The following is a 16,994-nucleotide window of genomic DNA, read 5'->3' on the forward strand; positions in this document are numbered from 1 at the left end:
TCCAGGCGGCCAGGACCAGGGCGGGCACGGCCAGGTCGCCGGTCTTGACGGCGTTCACGACGGCGCTGGTGGGCAGCAGGTCCAGGGCCGGCCGCCGATCAGCATCGTGCCGCCCGGGCGCAGGCTGCGCTCCAGCAGCGCGACCGTGCCGGCAGTCCCGCCGCCGATCCACGTCGCGCCGACGCACGCCGCGACGTCGACCGGCTCCCCGGTCACGTACGTGGAGGCGTCCCCGTGCGTGAACGTCACCCGCTCGCCGACGCCGAGCTCGGCGGCTCGCTCGCGGGCGGCGGCGAGGAAGACGGTGCTGATGTCGACCCCGGCGCCGGTGATCCCGTGATCACGGGACCAGGTGCACAACATCTCACCCTTGCCGCAGCACAGATCGAGCACGGTGGCTCCGGGCCGCAGCCCGATCGCCGCGCCGAGCGTGGCCAGCTTCTCAGGGGTGAACGGGTCGATGATCCGGTGGCTGCTCTCCCGGATGGTGAAGCTACGTGACAGATCCAAGATCGTGAGTCCTTACATGTGATGGCTGATGTACCGGAACGGTCAGCTCATCGACACGCATAAAAGCAACTCCTCCGTCACGAGATGGTGATCGCGACCCTAGCCCTCCGCGGATTCCGGCGGCAATCGAATTTCCTCGTGCTCGTGCCCGTCTCCGTGTGCCTCGAGGAGGTCCAGGTAACCCTGTACGGCCTCCCACAGGTGGTGCTCGGGGTATCGCCCCAGGCTGCGGTGCCGCCGGCGCCACTGCCGGTCCCAGTACGAGTCGCGTACGGCACGCAGATGGTCCAGCGCCGCCCGCAACTCCCCGGCGACCTGGGCGGGCTCCTCCTGAGGCCGGGACGTCACCTCACGCACCCGGTCGAAGCGCCGCTCGGCCAGCGCGTCGAGCACGTCCTGCTCGGGCCCGTCCAGCGACCAGAACCGCACCGCGTCGTGGATGCGATGGTTCTCCACCGGATCCAGGTGGGAGCGCCACCAGTACGCGACCCCGCCCTGGTCCAGCCGGAGGAAATCGACCAGCCACGCGGTGCCGGGCGGCTGGGAGCCCCAGGTCACCTCCTCCGGCGGGAGGTTCAGCACCAGGACGATCTCGAGGTGATCGACGGGGTCGGCGCCCGCGAGCAGGTCGCCGAAGACGTACGCGGCGCGCAGGAAGGGTTCGTCCGCCGGCACGCGGCGGGTCTGCTCGCAGGCCTGGGCGAGCTGCCGCAGCCTCTCCACCGCTCGCCGGTAGCGCATCCTCCGCTCGCCTCCCTGTCCCGGACTCGCGACCCAGCGTACGGTCTCCCCACCCCCCTCCAGCAGCCCCGCCCGCTGCCCCCCTGCCCCCTGCCGCCCCCTCCTGCCGCCGGCCATCCCCGACCACCAGCCGCCTCAGACCGTCGGCCACCCCCAACCCCCAGCCGTTCCTCGACCGTCGGCCGCCCTCATGCCGCCGGCCGCTTCGGCCCGGTCACCCGCGCATGGCCGCCGGTTGTCAGGGACGGCGCGCCAGGGCCGGTGCCTGGTAGGCCCATTGCCAGGCCAGCTCCAGCGGTCCTCGGCTGAACCGGCGCAGCCACAACGACGACAGCACCATGAACAGCACGCAGATCCCGGCCCACGCCACCGGCACCCACCACGGCCGGAGCCCGTCGAACCGGTCCGCCAGCCCCAGACCCCAGCCGTAACAGAGGACACTGGCCGCCAGATTCTGGAAGACGTAGCAGGACAGCGCCGTACGCCCCACGTTCGTGATCCCCCTCCTGAGCACGCCCGGCGCACCACGCATGCCGAGCACGATCGAGGTGATCAGCCCCAGCAGACCCAGGGCGACCAGCGGCGCCACGAGATAGCGGTCGACGGCGAACCAGGCTGGCCCCGCGAAGGAGGTGGCCAGGTTCAGCGGCACACCGACGCCGAGGCCGATGACGATCAGCTTCCTCCGCAGGCCCGCGCCGTCCTCCTCGAAGACGCCGGCGCGCAACAGGCGGGCGCCGAGCAGGAACAGCACGATGCCCATGGGGATGATGAACACCAGCTCCGCACGGAAGACGGCGACATGCCGCAGACGGAAGGCGACCTGGTCGAGCCAGCCGTCCTGGGGGTAGATCGGGGTGCCGCCACCCGCCGGCCCCGCCATCAGGGCTGCCGTGATCAGAGTCACCATGGCGACGTGCACCGCCCCCGCGGCGACCATCCAGGCGGTGACCGCGCGGCGGCTCCTGCCCACCAGGTACGCCACGATCATCGAGGTGATCGCGTACCCCATCAGCACGTCGAACTCGAAGACCAGCACGTAGTGCAGCGCCCCCTCGACGAACAGCAGCGTCGCGCGCCAGAGATACCTGCCCGGCCACGTCAGCCCGCGCCGGACCGCGCTGCGGTACTGCAGCTCCAGGCCGACGCCGAAGAGCAGGGTCAACAGCCCGAGGAACTTGCCGTTGGACAGGAATCGCAGGAACGTCTCCACCACACCGGCCCCGCCCCCGAACTGAAGGAACTCGGCGGACCCGCCTGGCGCGGTGAAGATCCAGATGTTCGTGCCGAGCGTGCCCATGATGGCCACGCCGCGCAACACGTCAAGCGCGTCGATACGTCTGGTCACACCCTCAAGCCTGGTGGCGCGGTGGCTGCTCCCTGTCGTCCCGGCGGGCGAAATGAGCCGTACATCGATCGATGTACGGCTTTACATCTTTGGTCACTCCCCGAAGCCACCATCAGCAGCAACCGCCGATGACGCGGCCCTGCGACGTCGTTCAGTCTCCCCGGCGAAACGGGCGGCCAGGTCAGGGACTCGTGCACCGATAGGCGGAAGGAGTCTGGGTGTCGCCGTTGGGGCGGCTGGCCTGGAAGCCGAACGTCGTGCTCTGGCCAGGCGCGAGCGTGCCGTTGTGACCGGCGTTCCTGACCGTGACGGTCTGGCCGCTGACGGTCAGCGTGGCGTTCCATGAGCCGGTGACGGCGTGCCCGCTGGGCAGCGTGAACGTCACCGTCCAGCCCGTGGTCGTGGCGGTCCCGGTGTTGGCGACCGTGACCGGCTGGATCACGTAGCCGGTGCTCCACTGGGTCTGGGTGGTCGGCGTGGCCGTGCATCCGCCGGTGGTGCCGCCCGGACCGGTGGTGACCGTGACCGTGTTGGACACCGGCGACAAATTGCTCGCCGCGTCGCGGGCGCGTACCTGGTAGCGGTAGGTGGTGGCGGCGGTCAGCCCGGTGTCGGTGAACGAGGCGGTCGCCGCGGTGCCCACCTGCGTGAAGGTGCCGCCGGACGAGCCCGGCGCGCGCAGGACGTCGTAGCCGGTCACGCCGACGTTGTCGGTCGAGGCGGTCCACGTCAGCGTGGTGCCGGTGGAGGTGGTCGCGGAGGCGGCCAGGTTGCCGGGGGCGGTCGGCGGGGTGGTGTCGGTTCCGCTCGTGGCGGGCGGGATGCGGATGATGCGGTCGTCCTGGGCAACCGGTGTGCCGCGGCCGTCCCGGTTGCTGGTCGTCACCCAGAGCCAGCCGTCGGGTCCGAGCGCGACCGCGCGGAGGCGTCCGTACACGGACTGGAACTCGGCCACCGGCGTGCCGGGAGTGCCGCTGCCGGTCAGCGGCACCGTCCAGAGGCGCCGGCCGCCCAGCGCCGCGGCGAAGAGCGTGTTGTTGGCGTACGCGAGCCCGCTCGGCGACGCCTCGGCGGTCGTCCAGGTGACGATGGGGTTGCGGAAGGAGGAGTTGCCGCAGTTGCCTTCGCAGGTGGGCCAGCCGTAGTTGCCGCCCGCGACGATCTGGTTGATCTCGTCCCAGGTGTTCTGGCCGAATTCGCTGGCGTACATCCTGCCTTGGGAGTCCCAGGCCAGGCCCTGCACATTGCGGTGGCCGTAGCTCCAGACGCGGGATCCCGCGAACGGATTGTCCGAAGGCACCCCACCGGTGGGCGTCATGCGCAGGATCTTGCCGGCGGGGCTGTTGAGGTTCTGGGCGTTGCTGGTGTTGCTGGCGTCGCCGGTGCTCAGGTAGAGCATGCCGTCCGGGCCGAACGCCAGGCGGCCGCCGTCGTGGATGGTGGCGCTCGGGACGCCGGAGAAGATCACCGTCTGTGTCTGAGGGGCGCTCAACTGGAACCTGACCAGGCGGTTGTCCCCGGCGGTGCTGGTGAAGTACGCATACACCCAGCCGTCCCTGGCCGCGATGCCGAGCAGGCCGCTCTCACCGGAAGCGCTCACCCCGTTCACGGTGGCGACCTGAGTGGGGGTCTGGCCGGGCCGTACCTGGAGGATCCGCCCGGTGTTCCGCTCGGAGACCAGCGCGCTGCCGTCCGGCAGGAACGCCAGCCCCCACGGCACCTGCAACCCCGTGACGGACACCTCCGCCCTGGCGAAGTCGAAACCCCCGAGCACCTGAGCGCGTGCCTCGGGAGCGCTGACGATGAGGGCGATCAGGGCCAGAATCAGGGCAGGTACGACACGGGCGCGCATGACGGACTCCTTGACGGGATCACGTGTGCGGACTTCAGCACCGTAGGCATCGCAACCGCGGGACCTCAATCGCCGCGACCCGCGCGTCCCGCCCATCTGCGACGACGGCCACGTGGTGACTGAAACTTTCAACGTCCGGCGCTTACGTATTCAACCCTGTCTCATCAGGCAGCCGGCTCCGGCCGGCCCGGTACTCACCCGGAAGAGCACCGACGAGGGTCACGGCAATGCCGCCGGCGGCTCCCACGATGATCACCTCCACCCCGCTCCTCACCCTGCCGCCGACGCCACGAACGCAGTCAGACCCGCCTGGGTACGAGGATGCGCCGCTCACGTGAGGCCATACGGCGCTTGATGGGCTCGCGCGAGTCCGGGTGGGTGTGCCACGCGTAGTCTGGAAGAGGGACGCTCGCCGGTCGAGCTCGACCATGACGCGGGAGACGGGTGAGCACACGCGCACTCGGGGGGTGAGCCCGATGAGGCCTCACGACGTCTGGTCCGCAGGCACCGCAGCAGTCGCAATAACAGCCGCACTGTTCACCGGCACACCAACAGCCACAGGGCACTTGCCCACCGGCACATCGACGGCCACGGGGCAGGCGGCCGGGTCGCGGCTCGCCCAAGAATGCACCCCTCCACCGCTGCCGGGCAAGGTGGTGGACGTCGACCTGACCGACACGACCGGCGCAGCGCCCATGCGCCTGACCGTGAAGCCGGCCAAGGTCACGGCAGGCACCGTGTCTCTCCGTGCCTCCAACACCGGCACCCTGGCCCACGAGGTGGTCGTACTGCCGCTCGCGGCGGGTAAGCCCATCGGGAAGCAGCCGATCGGAGCCGACAACCGCGTAAGCGAGACGGGCTCTATCGGCGAGGCGTCCCACAACTGCGCCGCAGGCGAGGGCGGAGGCATCGCCCCCGGGTCCGCAGGCTGGGCGACGCTGACCCTGCAGCCTGGACGGTACGAGCTGATCTGCAACTTCCCGGGGCACTACGCCATGGGCATGCGCGCAGAACTCGACGTCACCCAGTAACCCACATACCAACCAGCAACCAGCCGAGCCAGCTCCACCCCAAAACCACACCACCCACGCCAAGCCAAATACCGTCACCCCTTCACACCCACCCCAGCCTTCACCCGCTCGCCCCAGCCTTCGTCTGGCCGCCCCCAGCCGTCACCCGCTCGCCCCCAGCCTTCGTCCGCCCGCCCCCGGCCGTCACCCGCCCGTCGCCAGGCTTTACCCGCCGTCTACCGGCCTTGGCACGCCCGTCGCGGGTCTTCACCTGCCCGTCGCCAGCTTCCGCTCGCCGCTCACTGCCCTTCGCTCGCCTGAGCCCTGCACGAAGTCGGCACCGGGTTTCGGTCTGTCCGCCTCAGGCTTTGTGACACTGATCACCCCAACGCCTTATGCGGATTTGTCCACAGAACGTCGGAGACCACCTCACTAACGTCCTGCCTTGTCCGAAGAGATCCGTAAGACCAACCGGAGGCAGGTACCCATGAACACTTTCGAGCAGATCAGCAACGGGCGTATCCAGTGGCGGCGTGCAGTGGCCGGCGCGGCCATCGCGGCGCTGGCCTCGACCGCGGCCCTGGCCGTCACCTCGGCACCGGCCAACGCCGCCCCCGCCACGTTCACCAGCGCCAAGGTGGCCAACGCAAAGGTGGCCAGCGCGGCCAAGACGTACTACTTCACCGCAGTTCTTCTCGGCAAGAACGAGGTGCCGGAGGCCGGCAAGAAGGTCAACGACCGGAACGGCCTGGCAGCCGCCAAGTTCCGCATCAAGGGCAACCGCCTCTACTACTTCGTCCAGTGGAAGAAGGTCGCCAAGCCCACCGCCTTCCACATTCACCGGGGCAAGGCCGGCACGAACGGCCCCGTCGTCATCGACCTGCTGTCCAACGGCACCACCCGCGGCAACACGAGCTCCGGCTCCGTCCGCGTCAAGGACACCAGCGTCCTCAACGGAATCAAGAAGAACCCGAAGAACTGGTACGCCAACCTGCACACCTCCGAGTTCCCCGACGGCGCGGTCCGCGGCCAGCTCCACGGCGCCCACCACTGGTAAACATCCTGAAAGGTGCGCAGACCAGGGCCGAGCCGCAGCGCGGGCACGTCGGCGCGGCCCCCTTGCCCATCGAGCCAGACACCGAAGGGCCGCCGAGGTCAGAACCGGCGAACGTCGTCATCGGACGCCCAGACCTAGCAAACGAACGGCCCAGCACATCGGAGAAGACCTCGGACATCGGCCAGCTCAAGGGGGTGAGGACGGCGCCGAGATCCTCGAACGCGAGCACCGTGAACCCCGCAACCCCATAGCCCAGCAGCCCGCAACCCCGCGGGCACCGCGAACCCTGCCAGCACCGTGAGCACCGATCGCCGTGAGCACCGCGAGCACCGACCGCCGTGAAAGTAGGGAGCACCGCGAGCACCGACCGCCGTGAAGGTAGGGAGCACCGCGCGCACCGAACGAGCATCGAGAGCACCGAACGCCGCAAGCACCGCGAACGCCGCCTGCATCGCGAGCACCCGCGATGTCGGCGTCGGCGGCAACCGTCTGGAGCCAGGTATCCCCAGGAAGGCTGAGATCGGCCTGAGTCAAATGTCCAAAAGTGTCGGGTGACCTTTGATCGACATTCCCTGACGCTCGCGATCCGTTCGCTTACTATCTGATGTGCCCGTGCTGAGCCGGATATCGACAGGAGGCGACGAATGGTCGCGGAGTCCGAGACGTCGGTAATGGCACGGTGACGTTGCTCGCGGGCCGTTATCGGCTGCTTTCGCAGCTCGGCCAGGGCGGCATGGGCACCGTCTGGCGGGCGATGGACGAGCTCCTCCGACAGGAAGTGGCCATCAAGGAGGTCCGGCTCCCGTCGGATCTCGACGAGGCGTCGCGGGCCGAACTGGCCGAACGCACGCTCCGGGAAGCGCGCGCCGCGGCGACGCTGCGCTCCCACCCGTCCATCGTCACCGTGCACGACGTGGTCCTGGACGACGGCCGGCCGTGGATCATCATGGAGCTGGTACGCGGCCGCTCCCTCGACCGGGTCGTACGCGATGACGGCCCGCTGCCGCCGCACCGCGTAGCCGAGATCGGCATGCAGATGCTCGACGCCCTCGGTGCCGCGCACGCGTCCGGCATCCTGCACCGGGACGTCAAACCCGCCAACGTCCTGCTCCCCGACGACGGGCGGGTGCTGCTCACCGACTTCGGCATCGCGACGATCGCCGGGGACACCGGGCTCACGCAGACGGGGATGCTGACCGGCTCGCCCGGCTACATCGCCCCGGAGCGCCTGCGCGGCGAGGCGGACGGCCCGCTCGCCGACCTGTGGTCGCTCGGCGCCACGCTCTTCACGGCGGTGGAGGGCGGCCCGCCGTTCCCCCGCCCGAACGAGGCCGCGGTCCTGGCCGCCGTACTGATGCAGGAGCCCGCCCCTTTCCGGCTGGCCGGCCCGCTGGCACCTGTGCTGGCCGCGATCCTGGAGAAGGACCCGGTACGCCGCTGCTCCCCGGACGAGGTGGCCGGCTGGTTGAGGGCCCTCTCGCGGGGCGAGACGACAGACGTCCCGACTTCGCCACGGACGCGGACCGTCCCGGGCAGCCGCCCACGCCGGCGTCGCCGCGTCCAGGTCGTCGTGGGCGCCCTGCTCGCAGTGGTGCTGGTCGTGGCGGCAGGGGTGGTGGTCGTGCCGTACCTGTTCCCGAACGTCATCCGCCTACTCGGCGCCATGCTCGCGCCCCCCGTCACCTATACCTATTCCCCGCGGCCGACGTTCGGCTCGTCGCCGGAGGCCACCCCAGTCATCTCCCGCGACTTCGAAGCATGCGATCTGCTGACCAGCGCCCAGACGCGCTCGCTGTTCGGCGGTCCGATGAAGCGCCAGTTCCTGACCGACACCACCTGCTCCTGGTCCAATACGGACGCTTCCAGCCTGAACATCATGGCGTTCCGCTTGCCGAGCGCCTCCGCGGCCAACTTGACCCATGATCAGATGGTCAAATACATGGAGGACGAGCCGAAGCGCAACGAAAAGACCAAGATCCGCACGGGGCCGAAGGTCGGCGACGAGGCGTTCAGCTACACCCGGCAGGTGCCCAACTGGCCGTGGCGAGTCTACGAGACCAAGATCTCCTTCCGACTGTCGAACGTCGAGGTGACCATCACCGTCAGAGCCCGACGCTCCGGATTCGGCACCGCCGACCGCGCCGCCAAGCTCGTCGCCACAGCCCTCAACAAGTACCGCTAGCACCCGCCCGGACCACCAGACCTGCGCCACACCGACGGCTGGCCAGATCATGCGACTGCAGGTACCGCGTCATAAGGCGTGAAATCCGCCGCGGGCCTGGACGGACGAAGCCGGCGTGCGGCGCGGGGGCAGCGGTTGACGGGGGCGGGTCCGCGTGCTGCGGCACCGGGGGTCGGCCAGGCATCGGATGACCACGTTCCGGGCGACCATGCAGGCGGGCCACGCCGAGCCCGGTGAGCGTGGCGTGGCCCGGGTTCGCCTACTGTGCCTGACGGCCGTCGCAGAACACCTCGTTGATGAGCCTGTTCAACGCCTTGGGGAACACCGTCGCCGTGTCGACCGCGGCGTCTCCGGAGGTCAGCGAGGCGGCCAGGACCTTGCTGCCGTCGGGCGTGCTGTACATCAGCGATCCGTAGCCCCCGGGAGGGCTGCCGTCGTGGTTGAGGACGATGCCGGCGCAGTCCGGGCCGGTGTCCAGCACGTACAGTCCCAGGCCGTAGCTGCCGAAGAGGCCGGCGCTCCTCGGGTCCGGCGTGCTCATCTCGGTCATCAGCGCGGCTGGCAGGAGCCTGCCGCTCACCAGCGCGGACATGAACGTCTGCACGTCCTTGGTCGTCGAGATCATGTTGCCGGCGCCGGCCAACAGGGAGAGATTCTGGCGGGTGACGTCGACCACCTTCCACTGACCGGCGTCCTCGTACCGGTAGTAGCCGTGCGCGTGCGGTCCGGGGAGGTCCGGCCGGTTGCCCGGCACCGAGGTGCCCGTCAGCCGTAGCGGCCCCAGGATCCGGCGCTGCATCTCCTCGGCGTACGGGCGGCCGGTGACCTTCTCGATCAGCAGCAGGGCGAGGGTGTAGTTGGTGTTGGCGTAGCCCCAGCTCGTCCCCGGCGCGAACTTGGCAGGCTTGGACAGCGCGAACCGTACCAGTTCTTCCGGCTGGTAGGACTTGAACCGGTTGTCCACCCACTCCTTGCCCACGGAGGGCAGGCCCGGCACCCATACGCCGTCGTCGTAGGCATCGCCGGTGTAGTTGAACAACCCGCTGGTGTGCTGCAACATCATCCGCACGGTGATCCGCGGGTCCAGGCCCAGGTCGGGCAGGTAGCCGGCCACCGAAGCGTCCAGCCCGACCCTGCCCTCGGCCACCAACTGCAGCACCAAGGTCGCCATGAAGGTCTTGGTGGTGCTGCCGATCCAGTAGCGCCCGTTCGTCGGCGGCTTGGCGCTCTCGCCCAGCTTGCGCACCCCGGCGCTGCCCACCCAGTCGCCCCGCTCGTCGTGGACGCGCATCTGCATCCCGGCGAAACCGTCGTCGATCCACTCCTGGATGGCCTTATGCAGCTCCGGACGGTCCTGTGCGGTAGCCGCGGCGGGGGTGGCCGCCCCGGCCACCAGCGCGGCCGCCAGCACCGTGACCGCCGCTCGCCGCAAGACCTTGCTGCGGTGGGGTACGCCGAAGATAGTTCTCATGGTTCCTCCCGGAGTCGATGGGGATGCAGCAGCCCGTCAGGCGGCGTCGAGGGCCGCGGTGATCTTGCGGGCCATGTCGGTCAGGATGGGGCTGGGCCGGCCCTGGTGATCTCCGGTGGAGGCTTCGACGGCGACCATGACGGTGCTGCGGAAGTTGTCGGCCTCGGCCGGGTCCTGCTGCCTGAGCAGGTTCATGGACGCGGTCAGCGCCGGCAACACCTGGTCGGCGAGGGCAGCCACGGTCTTGCCGTACTTGACGCCCTTGGGCGCCTTGGCGAGCACGTGTCCGACGGGGCCGGTGGCGGAGGTCAGGGCGATGGAGCCCTCGGTGGCGACCTTGTGGGCCGAGCCGGCGGCACCGGCGGCGGACATCAGCGAGACGGCGCCCCACGCGGCGGTCCGAAGGGTGAGCTCGTCCTGGTCGGTGAGGGTGATGGCCATGGTGGTGCGCTCCTTCAAAACTGTTGGGATTCGGTTGGGCGGGCAGGCGTTCAACCGTTCATGGCCTTTACGATCGCCGACCGCTCTGATACCGGGCCGTTGCCGTCCTGACACGGCCCTTACAGCTGCTCCCGCAACCACGCCGCGATCTCGTAGCCGTAGGCGGGTCAGCAACGCCGAATAACTGAGGTGCAGCGGGTGCTGCCGGGCCAGGCTGCTGAAGTACGGCCCGGGCACAGCTCGAGCAGCGCGTGTTAGCCGGTGGTGAGCAGCGTGCGCAACGCGTCCGAGAAGCGCACGGTGTGGCGCAGGTGGGCCGCCCAGGAGGCCGGGTGAGCACGTGTGCCGTCGTGACCTGTGTGATGGCGCGCCACGCCACGGTCGAGGACGCCATCACGGCCCGGGGCTCGGATAACGGCCATGAGCCCCAAGCTGGAGCGTTGACGCAGGTCCCTCCCAGTGACGGGTTGCCCTGCCTGAGCGCAATTTCGGCCTGGGCGCGGGGGGACGAGTCTGGTCAGCCAAATGTGTTGGATCTCCGGCGCCTACTACGGAGCCCCCGAGGCGGTCGATGTGAAAGGGGTGGAGGCGCCCCGAGGTGAAAGCTCCGAGGCTGGCGAGACGCAAGGGGCGTAGTCGGTCCGAGGTGAAAGCTCCGAGGCTGGCGAGACGCAAGGGGCGTAGTCGGTCCGAGGTGAAAGCTCCGAGGCTGGCGAGACGCAAGCGACGGAGTCGACCCGACGCGAAAGATCCGAGGCTGGCGAGACGCAAGCGGCGCAGTCGACCGATGTGAAAGGCCTGAGGGTGCGAGGTGCAAGCGACGGAGGCGGTGGAAGCGAGCGGCCGGAAGCGGTTGAGGTGCAAGGGGCCCCGTGTGCCCGAGGGCCGCAGCCCCCATACCGTCGCGGGACGCCGTCCGTGGTCGTGGGACGCCGTCCGTGTGGGTCAGTTGTGGTCAGGCGTCGCGACGGGTGATTGCCAGGGCTGCTGCGACGAGGAAAATCGTGACATAAGCGACGAGGACGGCGCTGGCCGACGAAGGGGCGAAGGCGCCGGAGTCGGGGACTCCGGCTAACTGCCTCGTCAGTGAGGGGATCGTCAGGGAGCCTGTCCAGTCGTTCCAAGGGGCGGGGAGAAAGCGCTCGATCACGGTCGGGGCCGTCAGGAAGGAGACCAGTGCGATGAGTGCGCCCGCTGTCGAACGCAGAATCGTGGCCAGGCACAACCCCATCACCGCTGCGACGGCGGAGCCTGCGCCTGTCGACAGCACCTCGGACAGGGCGGTCGGTTCGGAGAACGAGGCGCCGATCGGGCGTCCGCCTACCACCGCCTGTGCGGTGAAGTAGGTGGCGAACGCCAGCGGCTGACCCGTGATCGCGGCCACGGTGGCCACCACGGCGGACTTGGCCAGGAGCAGGATCCACGGGCGTCGGAGCGTGGTCAACGTCAGCCTGATCATGCCGGTGCTGTACTCGCCGGAGATGGCGAGCACGCCCAGCATGCCGAAGAGCACGGGGGGAATGTCGGCGCTGAAAGTGAGCCCCGTGCCGACGGGTTCGCCGCCGGGACCCTTGGTGTCGAAGTAGCGCGAGATCGAGAGGGCGGCGAAGCCGGTGAGCGCCACGGCCGAGAGCGTGGAGGCCAGGACGTAGTAGGTGGATCGGAGCGAGCGCAGCTTGAGCCATTCCAATGCGACGATGTTGATCATTGGGTTATCTCCATGAAGGCCTCTTCCAGCGATGCCTGGCGGGGTGTCAATTCGTGGATGGCGCAGCCGTTCGCCAGGGCGACATCGCCTATGGCGGCTGCTGACAAGCCGGTCACCAGCAGCTCTCCTTCGGCCCAGGAGGTAGAAGTCGAAGGCGTGCTCGCGCTGGACGTCTGGGTGCGGCGTACGCTTGCTCCCGCCGCTTCGAGTGCCCCGGACAAGCGGGCCGCATGTGGCGAGCGGACCGAAACGTCGCCTTGGAAGCGGGCCAGCAGCTCCGCCATCGTGGTGTCCTCGATCAGCTGACCGCGGCCGATGATGATGAGCCGGTCGGCGGTGAGGGACATCTCGGTCATCAGATGGCTCGACAGGAGGACGCTCCGCCCCTCGGCCGCCAGAGACCTCAGCAGCGTCCTGAGCCAGCGGATGCCGTCGGGGTCGAGGCCGTTGACCGGCTCGTCAAGAATGAGCACCCCCGGGTCGCCGAGCAGTGCCGCCGCGATGCCGAGGCGCTGGCGCATCCCCTGGGAGAACCCGGCGATCCGCTTGCGTGCCGCGCCGGCCAGGCCGACCTCCTCGAGAACAGCTACGACTCTGCGGCGCGCGATCCCGCCGGCATGCGCCAGCGCCTGGAGGTGATCGAACGCGCTGCGCCCGCCCTGCACCTCGGTGGCATCGAGCATGGCACCGACCTCACGCATGGGGTCATGGAGGTCGCGCTTGCGGACGCCGTTGATCAACGCCTTGCCCGAGGTGGGCGCGTGAAGGCCGAGGATCACCCTCATGGTGGTGGACTTGCCGGCCCCGTTGTGGCCGAGAAAGCCCGTGACCTGTCCGGGCTTGACGTCGAACGTCAGCCCCGAGACCGCCCGCGTGGAACCGTACACCTTCGTCAGATCTATGACTTCGATCATTTCCCCACCCGTTGAATCAGCTCGGCCGGGCAGCGCGTGCCCCGCGCGGGCAGCGTCCCCGCGGTCAGGTAGGCGAGGACATGCCGCCGCAGGCAGGTGTTGGCGGCCCACGCCGCGTGGCCGTCTCCGTGCCACAGGACCTGTGCAGACGGAACCTGCTCCGCCACGTGCTGCTGCCCGAGGTAGTTGGTGTTGTTGTCGAGCTCCCCGATCGCGAAGAGGATCGGTGGGACGTCCTTCACCCGTAACGGGTGCGGCGCCCAGGACGCGCCCCCGCTGCGCCCCCAGCACCGCCCGAGTTCGAAGCGTCCCTCGATCCAGCCGAACCTTGGCGCGATCTCACGAAGCCTGGCCTCGATGCCTTGGAACTCCTCGTACGTCGGCAGCTTCGGCATGAAGTCGTTGCACAGAGAGTCCTGGCTCACGGACGAGCCGCCCTGATCCGGCGCGAGCTCGGTGAGAAAGCCGGCGGCGTCGCCGTCGAGGGCCTTGCGGATGGCAGTCGCGAATCGCGGCCAGTACGCCGGGTTCATGCCTTTGACCGCGCCCGCATACAGCTGTCCCTCGTGCACCGTCCTGCCGGCCGACGCCGGGAGTGGCGCGCGGCGCACTCTTACGACCAGTTCGTCCCATGCCTTGCCCGCATCTCTGCCGTGCAGGGCGCAGTCCGTACGGCGGGCGCACCAGTCACGGAAGCGGGTGAGATGTCGCTCCTGGGTCCGCGCGTAGTTGCGCAACCAGGGCTCGAACTCCTGCTGGGTGTGATCGGCGGTCCCGTCGAAATACATCCGCTCCACCCGCTGCGGGAACAGCTCCAGGTAGGCCTGGGCGTAGACGGTGCCGTAAGAGTTGCCCGCGTAGCGGAGCTTCTCCTGGCCGAGTGCGGCGCGCAGTGCGTCGATGTCGTGCGCCACGTTCCATGCCGTCATTCCGTACCACGCCGACCTGGCCGTCTTGCGGCAGCTCGCCTGATGGGCCGCGTTCTTGGCGGCGTGAGCGTCCCAGTCCTGCTTCGTCCGTGCCAGGACCAGTCCGAAGATGGAGGCCGAGGGCTCCTCGCAGCTCACTCTCTTGCCGCTGCCGGGCTCGGACATCCCGCGCGGATCCAGGGCGATGACGTCGAACCGGCTCCGCAACTCCTTGAGCAGGGTCGGCAGCTCCGGCGGGATGTCGGGATCGTCTCTCTGCCTGAGCATCACCGTGCTGGTGGCCGGGCCTCCGAAGTTGACGATCAGCGGGCCCATGCTCCTGCCCGTCGCGGGCATTCTGGCCACGTGCACCGAGGTCTTGGGGCCGCCCGGATCGGCCCAGTCCACGGGAACGACCAGCTCGGCGCATCGCAGGCCGTCACCACACTCCTTCCAGGCGAGACGATACGCTTGCGCCGACGCCAGTGCGATGCCGCCGAGCGAGACGGCGAGGCAGGCAGCGAGGCTCAGGGCGATGAGTGTGCGTCGATCCATGCGGGAAACGATCCTGCACGGCGGCGGATGCGCACATCGGAGCCAGATCCGGTCTTGCGGCTCGGACCAGGGTCATACGGTGCGGGCGTAAGAGAGCGGAGTACGACCCTGGTCTGACGGATCGTGCTCCGATTCGCTCGCGGTCGTTCCTCGATAGCGTCGAGCTGTGAACCTGCTCGTCCGGCGGCCCCCACACTGGCTGCTCGTTCTCGCCGACACCGTGGTCGCGGTGCTGCTCGCGCTGGGGTCCACGACGGATCCGGAGGGTCTGGCGGTGAGCACCGCGTCGGTGCTGATCTGCTGGCTGCTCGCGGTGCCCGTGGCGGTGCGGCGGATCTGGCCGGTGCCCGCATACTACGCTGCGCTCCTGGCCGGCCTCCTTCTGCTCACGGTACAGGTGAACCGGCTGATGATGGTCGGGGTAGTGGCCTTGACCATCTACCCGGTGTCGGCCACCCAACCGGCGCGGCGGTCGGCGATCGCCCTCGTGCTGGGCCTGCTCGTCACCGGAGGCGCTCTGCTGACCTCGGTGATGGGCGCACCGCGAGTGAACGGCTGGCCGGATCCCGTCTTCATCGTCGGGGCGGCCTGGCTGGTCGTGGGAGCCGGCTGGAGTCTCGGTACGGCGGCGCGCACCCGCCGGGTGTCCGCCGCGCGCGAGGCCAAGATGCAGGCCGAGAAGGCGGTGGTCGACGAGCGCCTGCGGATCGCCCGCGAGCTGCACGACGTCGTCGCCCATTCGCTGAGCATGATCACCGTCAAGGCGGGGGTGGCGGCCAAGGTCCTGGACAAGCATCCGGAGGAAGGGCGCGAGGCGTTACGGGCCATCGAGCAGATCGGGCGCGGCTCGCTCGTGGAGATGCGCCAGTTGCTCGGCGCCCTGCGTTCGTCAGGCAGCGCACCCGAGAGCACGCCGCTCCCCGGCCTCGCCGACCTGCCGTCCCTGGCACAACGTGCGGCGGAGGCCGGTGTGCAGGTCAAGCTCTCGGTGAGCGGAACCGTGCCCGACAGCATGGGGCTGTCCGTCTATCGCATCGTTCAGGAGGCGATCACCAACGTCGTCAGGCACGCCGCTCCTGCCCGTTGCCGGGCCGGCGTGTCGGTCGTCGACGGGTTGTTGAAGATCTCGGTGGTCGACGACGGGCCGGGGCAGCGAGTGCTGCCGGGCAAGGAGGGCGGGCACGGTCTTGCGGGGATGCGGGAACGGGCCATGATGTACGGCGGCACCTTCGAGGCCGGACCTCTGCCGGGGGGTGGGTTCGGCGTACACGCATCATGGGAGATCCCGTGACCTACGTGACTCACACCGGCGACGTCGTTCGAGGCCGGTGGTTCCGCGCGATGGGGATGGATGGATGCGGGAGTGTCTGATGTCAAGATCCTGGCCCAGGAGCCGGTGTCCGTGGTGTTGAGTGGCGCAATGTGGGAGGCAGAGACCTGGGCAGAGCGTCTGCGGACCTGGCGTTGAGCCTGCTTGTGGTGGGTGTGTTGTGGGGGATCTCTTGATTCGAGTGCTTGTCGCCGACGATCAGGCACTGCTGCGTGGCAGCTTCCGCTTGCTGATCGACTCGGAGGACGATCTCATCGTCGTCGGGGAGGCGGCCGACGGACACCAGGCGGTGGCACTCGCGCGGACTGAGTCACCCGATGTGGTGCTCATGGACGTCAGGATGCCGGAGATGGACGGCATCGCCGCGACCCGGCAGATCGCCGGGAATACCCGAGTACTCATCCTCACGACGTTCGACCTCGATGAGTACGTCTACGCGGCGCTGCGCGCGGGTGCCAGCGGGTTCCTGCTCAAGGACGCTCCCCCTGACGATCTCCTGAGGGCGATCCGGGTGGTCGCGTCGGGTGAGACGCTGCTTGCGCCCAGCGTCACCACACGATTGATCGCGGAGTTCGTACGGCGGCCGGCCCAGCGGGTCTTCCACGGGCTCGGCAATCTGACGGATCGGGAGCGTGAGGTGCTCACGCTCATCGCCCACGGTCTGTCCAACGCCGAGCTCAGTGCCCAGCTCCAGCTGAGCCCCGGGACCGTCAAGACGCACATCGGCCGCTTGCTGGCCAAGCTGCAGGCCCGAGACCGCGCCCAGCTTGTCATCGCCGCCTATGAAGCCGGCCTCGTCAAGCCGGGTTAGCGTACGCGTCTGAAGTGGTTATGGGTGGGTGGTGTGCCGGGGTCTTTGCGGTTGGTCTTGGCAAGCCGGGTTGGTGTACGCGTCTGAAGTGGTTATGGGCGGGTGGTGTGCCGGGGTCTTTGCGGTTGGTCTTGGCAAGCCGGGTTGGTGTACGCG

General features: G+C 69.1%; 15 protein-coding genes. 5 read left to right on the top strand and 10 right to left on the bottom strand.

What is annotated here, in order from left to right; genetic code table 11:
- Positions 1 to 54 precede the first annotated feature (54 nt).
- The 4 genes from ACWEPL_RS16955 to ACWEPL_RS16970 all read right to left on the bottom strand — a co-directional run bounded on the left by ACWEPL_RS16955 (position 55) and on the right by ACWEPL_RS16970 (position 4,451).
- A complete protein-coding gene (locus tag ACWEPL_RS16955) occupies positions 55 to 510 on the bottom strand; it encodes an SAM-dependent methyltransferase (RefSeq protein WP_452436696.1) in 456 nt (151 codons plus the stop codon).
- 99 nt (positions 511 to 609) lie between these two features.
- A complete protein-coding gene (locus ACWEPL_RS16960; protein WP_452436697.1) occupies positions 610 to 1,251 on the bottom strand; it encodes a DUF7711 family protein in 642 nt (213 codons plus the stop codon).
- 238 nt (positions 1,252 to 1,489) lie between these two features.
- A complete protein-coding gene (locus tag ACWEPL_RS16965; RefSeq protein ID WP_452436698.1) occupies positions 1,490 to 2,599 on the bottom strand; it encodes a DUF418 domain-containing protein in 1,110 nt (369 codons plus the stop codon).
- Between the two features lie 181 nt (positions 2,600 to 2,780).
- On the bottom strand, positions 2,781 to 4,451 hold the full coding sequence (locus ACWEPL_RS16970) for a PQQ-dependent sugar dehydrogenase (RefSeq protein ID WP_397374893.1): 1,671 nt from the start codon (positions 4,449 to 4,451) through the stop codon (positions 2,781 to 2,783).
- Positions 4,452 to 5,017: 566 nt separating this feature from the next.
- Here ACWEPL_RS16970 and ACWEPL_RS16975 point away from each other — a divergent pair.
- The 3 genes from ACWEPL_RS16975 to ACWEPL_RS16985 all read left to right on the top strand — a co-directional run bounded on the left by ACWEPL_RS16975 (position 5,018) and on the right by ACWEPL_RS16985 (position 8,700).
- The gene (locus tag ACWEPL_RS16975) at positions 5,018 to 5,482 is read left to right on the top strand and encodes a plastocyanin/azurin family copper-binding protein (RefSeq protein ID WP_452436699.1); all 465 of its coding nucleotides are present in this window, start codon (positions 5,018 to 5,020) and stop codon (positions 5,480 to 5,482) included.
- A gap of 466 nt (positions 5,483 to 5,948) precedes the next feature.
- The gene (locus ACWEPL_RS16980) at positions 5,949 to 6,518 is read left to right on the top strand and encodes a CHRD domain-containing protein (protein ID WP_355193126.1); all 570 of its coding nucleotides are present in this window, start codon (positions 5,949 to 5,951) and stop codon (positions 6,516 to 6,518) included.
- 679 nt (positions 6,519 to 7,197) lie between these two features.
- Entirely contained in the window at positions 7,198 to 8,700 is a 1,503-nt protein-coding gene (locus ACWEPL_RS16985) for a serine/threonine-protein kinase (RefSeq protein ID WP_363979139.1), read from the top strand.
- Between the two features lie 259 nt (positions 8,701 to 8,959).
- On the opposite strand, the gene ACWEPL_RS16990 is transcribed toward ACWEPL_RS16985, so the two are convergent.
- The 6 genes from ACWEPL_RS16990 to ACWEPL_RS17015 form a co-directional block, all read right to left on the bottom strand.
- Positions 8,960 to 10,171, bottom strand: a complete 1,212-nt coding sequence (locus ACWEPL_RS16990) for a serine hydrolase domain-containing protein (RefSeq protein ID WP_452436700.1) — start codon at positions 10,169 to 10,171, stop codon at positions 8,960 to 8,962.
- Between the two features lie 36 nt (positions 10,172 to 10,207).
- Positions 10,208 to 10,612 (bottom strand): hypothetical protein, encoded by a 405-nt coding sequence (locus ACWEPL_RS16995; RefSeq protein WP_452436701.1) that lies wholly within the window; start codon positions 10,610 to 10,612, stop codon positions 10,208 to 10,210.
- A gap of 254 nt (positions 10,613 to 10,866) precedes the next feature.
- Positions 10,867 to 11,034: a hypothetical protein gene (locus ACWEPL_RS17000; RefSeq protein ID WP_452436702.1), complete on the bottom strand. Its 168-nt coding sequence runs from the start codon at positions 11,032 to 11,034 to the stop codon at positions 10,867 to 10,869.
- A 533-nt stretch (positions 11,035 to 11,567) separates the two neighbouring features.
- On the bottom strand, positions 11,568 to 12,320 hold the full coding sequence (locus ACWEPL_RS17005; protein ID WP_452436703.1) for a hypothetical protein: 753 nt from the start codon (positions 12,318 to 12,320) through the stop codon (positions 11,568 to 11,570).
- Positions 12,317 to 13,234: an ABC transporter ATP-binding protein gene (locus ACWEPL_RS17010; protein ID WP_452436704.1), complete on the bottom strand. Its 918-nt coding sequence runs from the start codon at positions 13,232 to 13,234 to the stop codon at positions 12,317 to 12,319. Before ACWEPL_RS17010 ends, ACWEPL_RS17005 begins: the two co-directional genes overlap by 4 nt.
- Positions 13,231 to 14,697, bottom strand: a complete 1,467-nt coding sequence (locus ACWEPL_RS17015) for an alpha/beta fold hydrolase (protein WP_452436705.1) — start codon at positions 14,695 to 14,697, stop codon at positions 13,231 to 13,233. Before ACWEPL_RS17015 ends, ACWEPL_RS17010 begins: the two co-directional genes overlap by 4 nt.
- Positions 14,698 to 14,863: 166 nt before the next feature.
- Between ACWEPL_RS17015 and ACWEPL_RS17020 the strand changes: the two genes are divergently transcribed.
- Both ACWEPL_RS17020 and ACWEPL_RS17025 read left to right on the top strand, forming a co-directional pair.
- A complete protein-coding gene (locus ACWEPL_RS17020; protein WP_452436706.1) occupies positions 14,864 to 15,988 on the top strand; it encodes a sensor histidine kinase in 1,125 nt (374 codons plus the stop codon).
- Between the two features lie 211 nt (positions 15,989 to 16,199).
- Entirely contained in the window at positions 16,200 to 16,838 is a 639-nt protein-coding gene (locus tag ACWEPL_RS17025) for a response regulator (protein WP_452436707.1), read from the top strand.
- The last annotated feature ends 156 nt before the right edge of the window (positions 16,839 to 16,994 follow it).

Source organism: Nonomuraea sp. NPDC004186 (genome assembly GCF_053603495.1).

Excerpts from the sequence above, each read along its gene's own strand:
- ACWEPL_RS16990 (WP_452436700.1), bottom strand. The coding sequence starts at position 10,171 with ATGAGAACTATCTTCGGCGTACCCCACCGCAGCAAGGTCTTGCGGCGA.
- ACWEPL_RS17005 (WP_452436703.1), bottom strand. The coding sequence starts at position 12,320 with ATGATCAACATCGTCGCATTGGAATGGCTCAAGCTGCGCTCGCTCCGA.
- ACWEPL_RS17000 (WP_452436702.1), bottom strand. The coding sequence starts at position 11,034 with ATGGCCGTTATCCGAGCCCCGGGCCGTGATGGCGTCCTCGACCGTGGC.
- ACWEPL_RS16995 (WP_452436701.1), bottom strand. The coding sequence starts at position 10,612 with ATGGCCATCACCCTCACCGACCAGGACGAGCTCACCCTTCGGACCGCC.
- ACWEPL_RS17015 (WP_452436705.1), bottom strand. The coding sequence starts at position 14,697 with ATGGATCGACGCACACTCATCGCCCTGAGCCTCGCTGCCTGCCTCGCC.
- ACWEPL_RS16980 (WP_355193126.1), top strand. The coding sequence starts at position 5,949 with ATGAACACTTTCGAGCAGATCAGCAACGGGCGTATCCAGTGGCGGCGT.
- ACWEPL_RS17010 (WP_452436704.1), bottom strand. The coding sequence starts at position 13,234 with ATGATCGAAGTCATAGATCTGACGAAGGTGTACGGTTCCACGCGGGCG.
- ACWEPL_RS16960 (WP_452436697.1), bottom strand. The coding sequence starts at position 1,251 with ATGCGCTACCGGCGAGCGGTGGAGAGGCTGCGGCAGCTCGCCCAGGCC.
- ACWEPL_RS16970 (WP_397374893.1), bottom strand. The coding sequence starts at position 4,451 with ATGCGCGCCCGTGTCGTACCTGCCCTGATTCTGGCCCTGATCGCCCTC.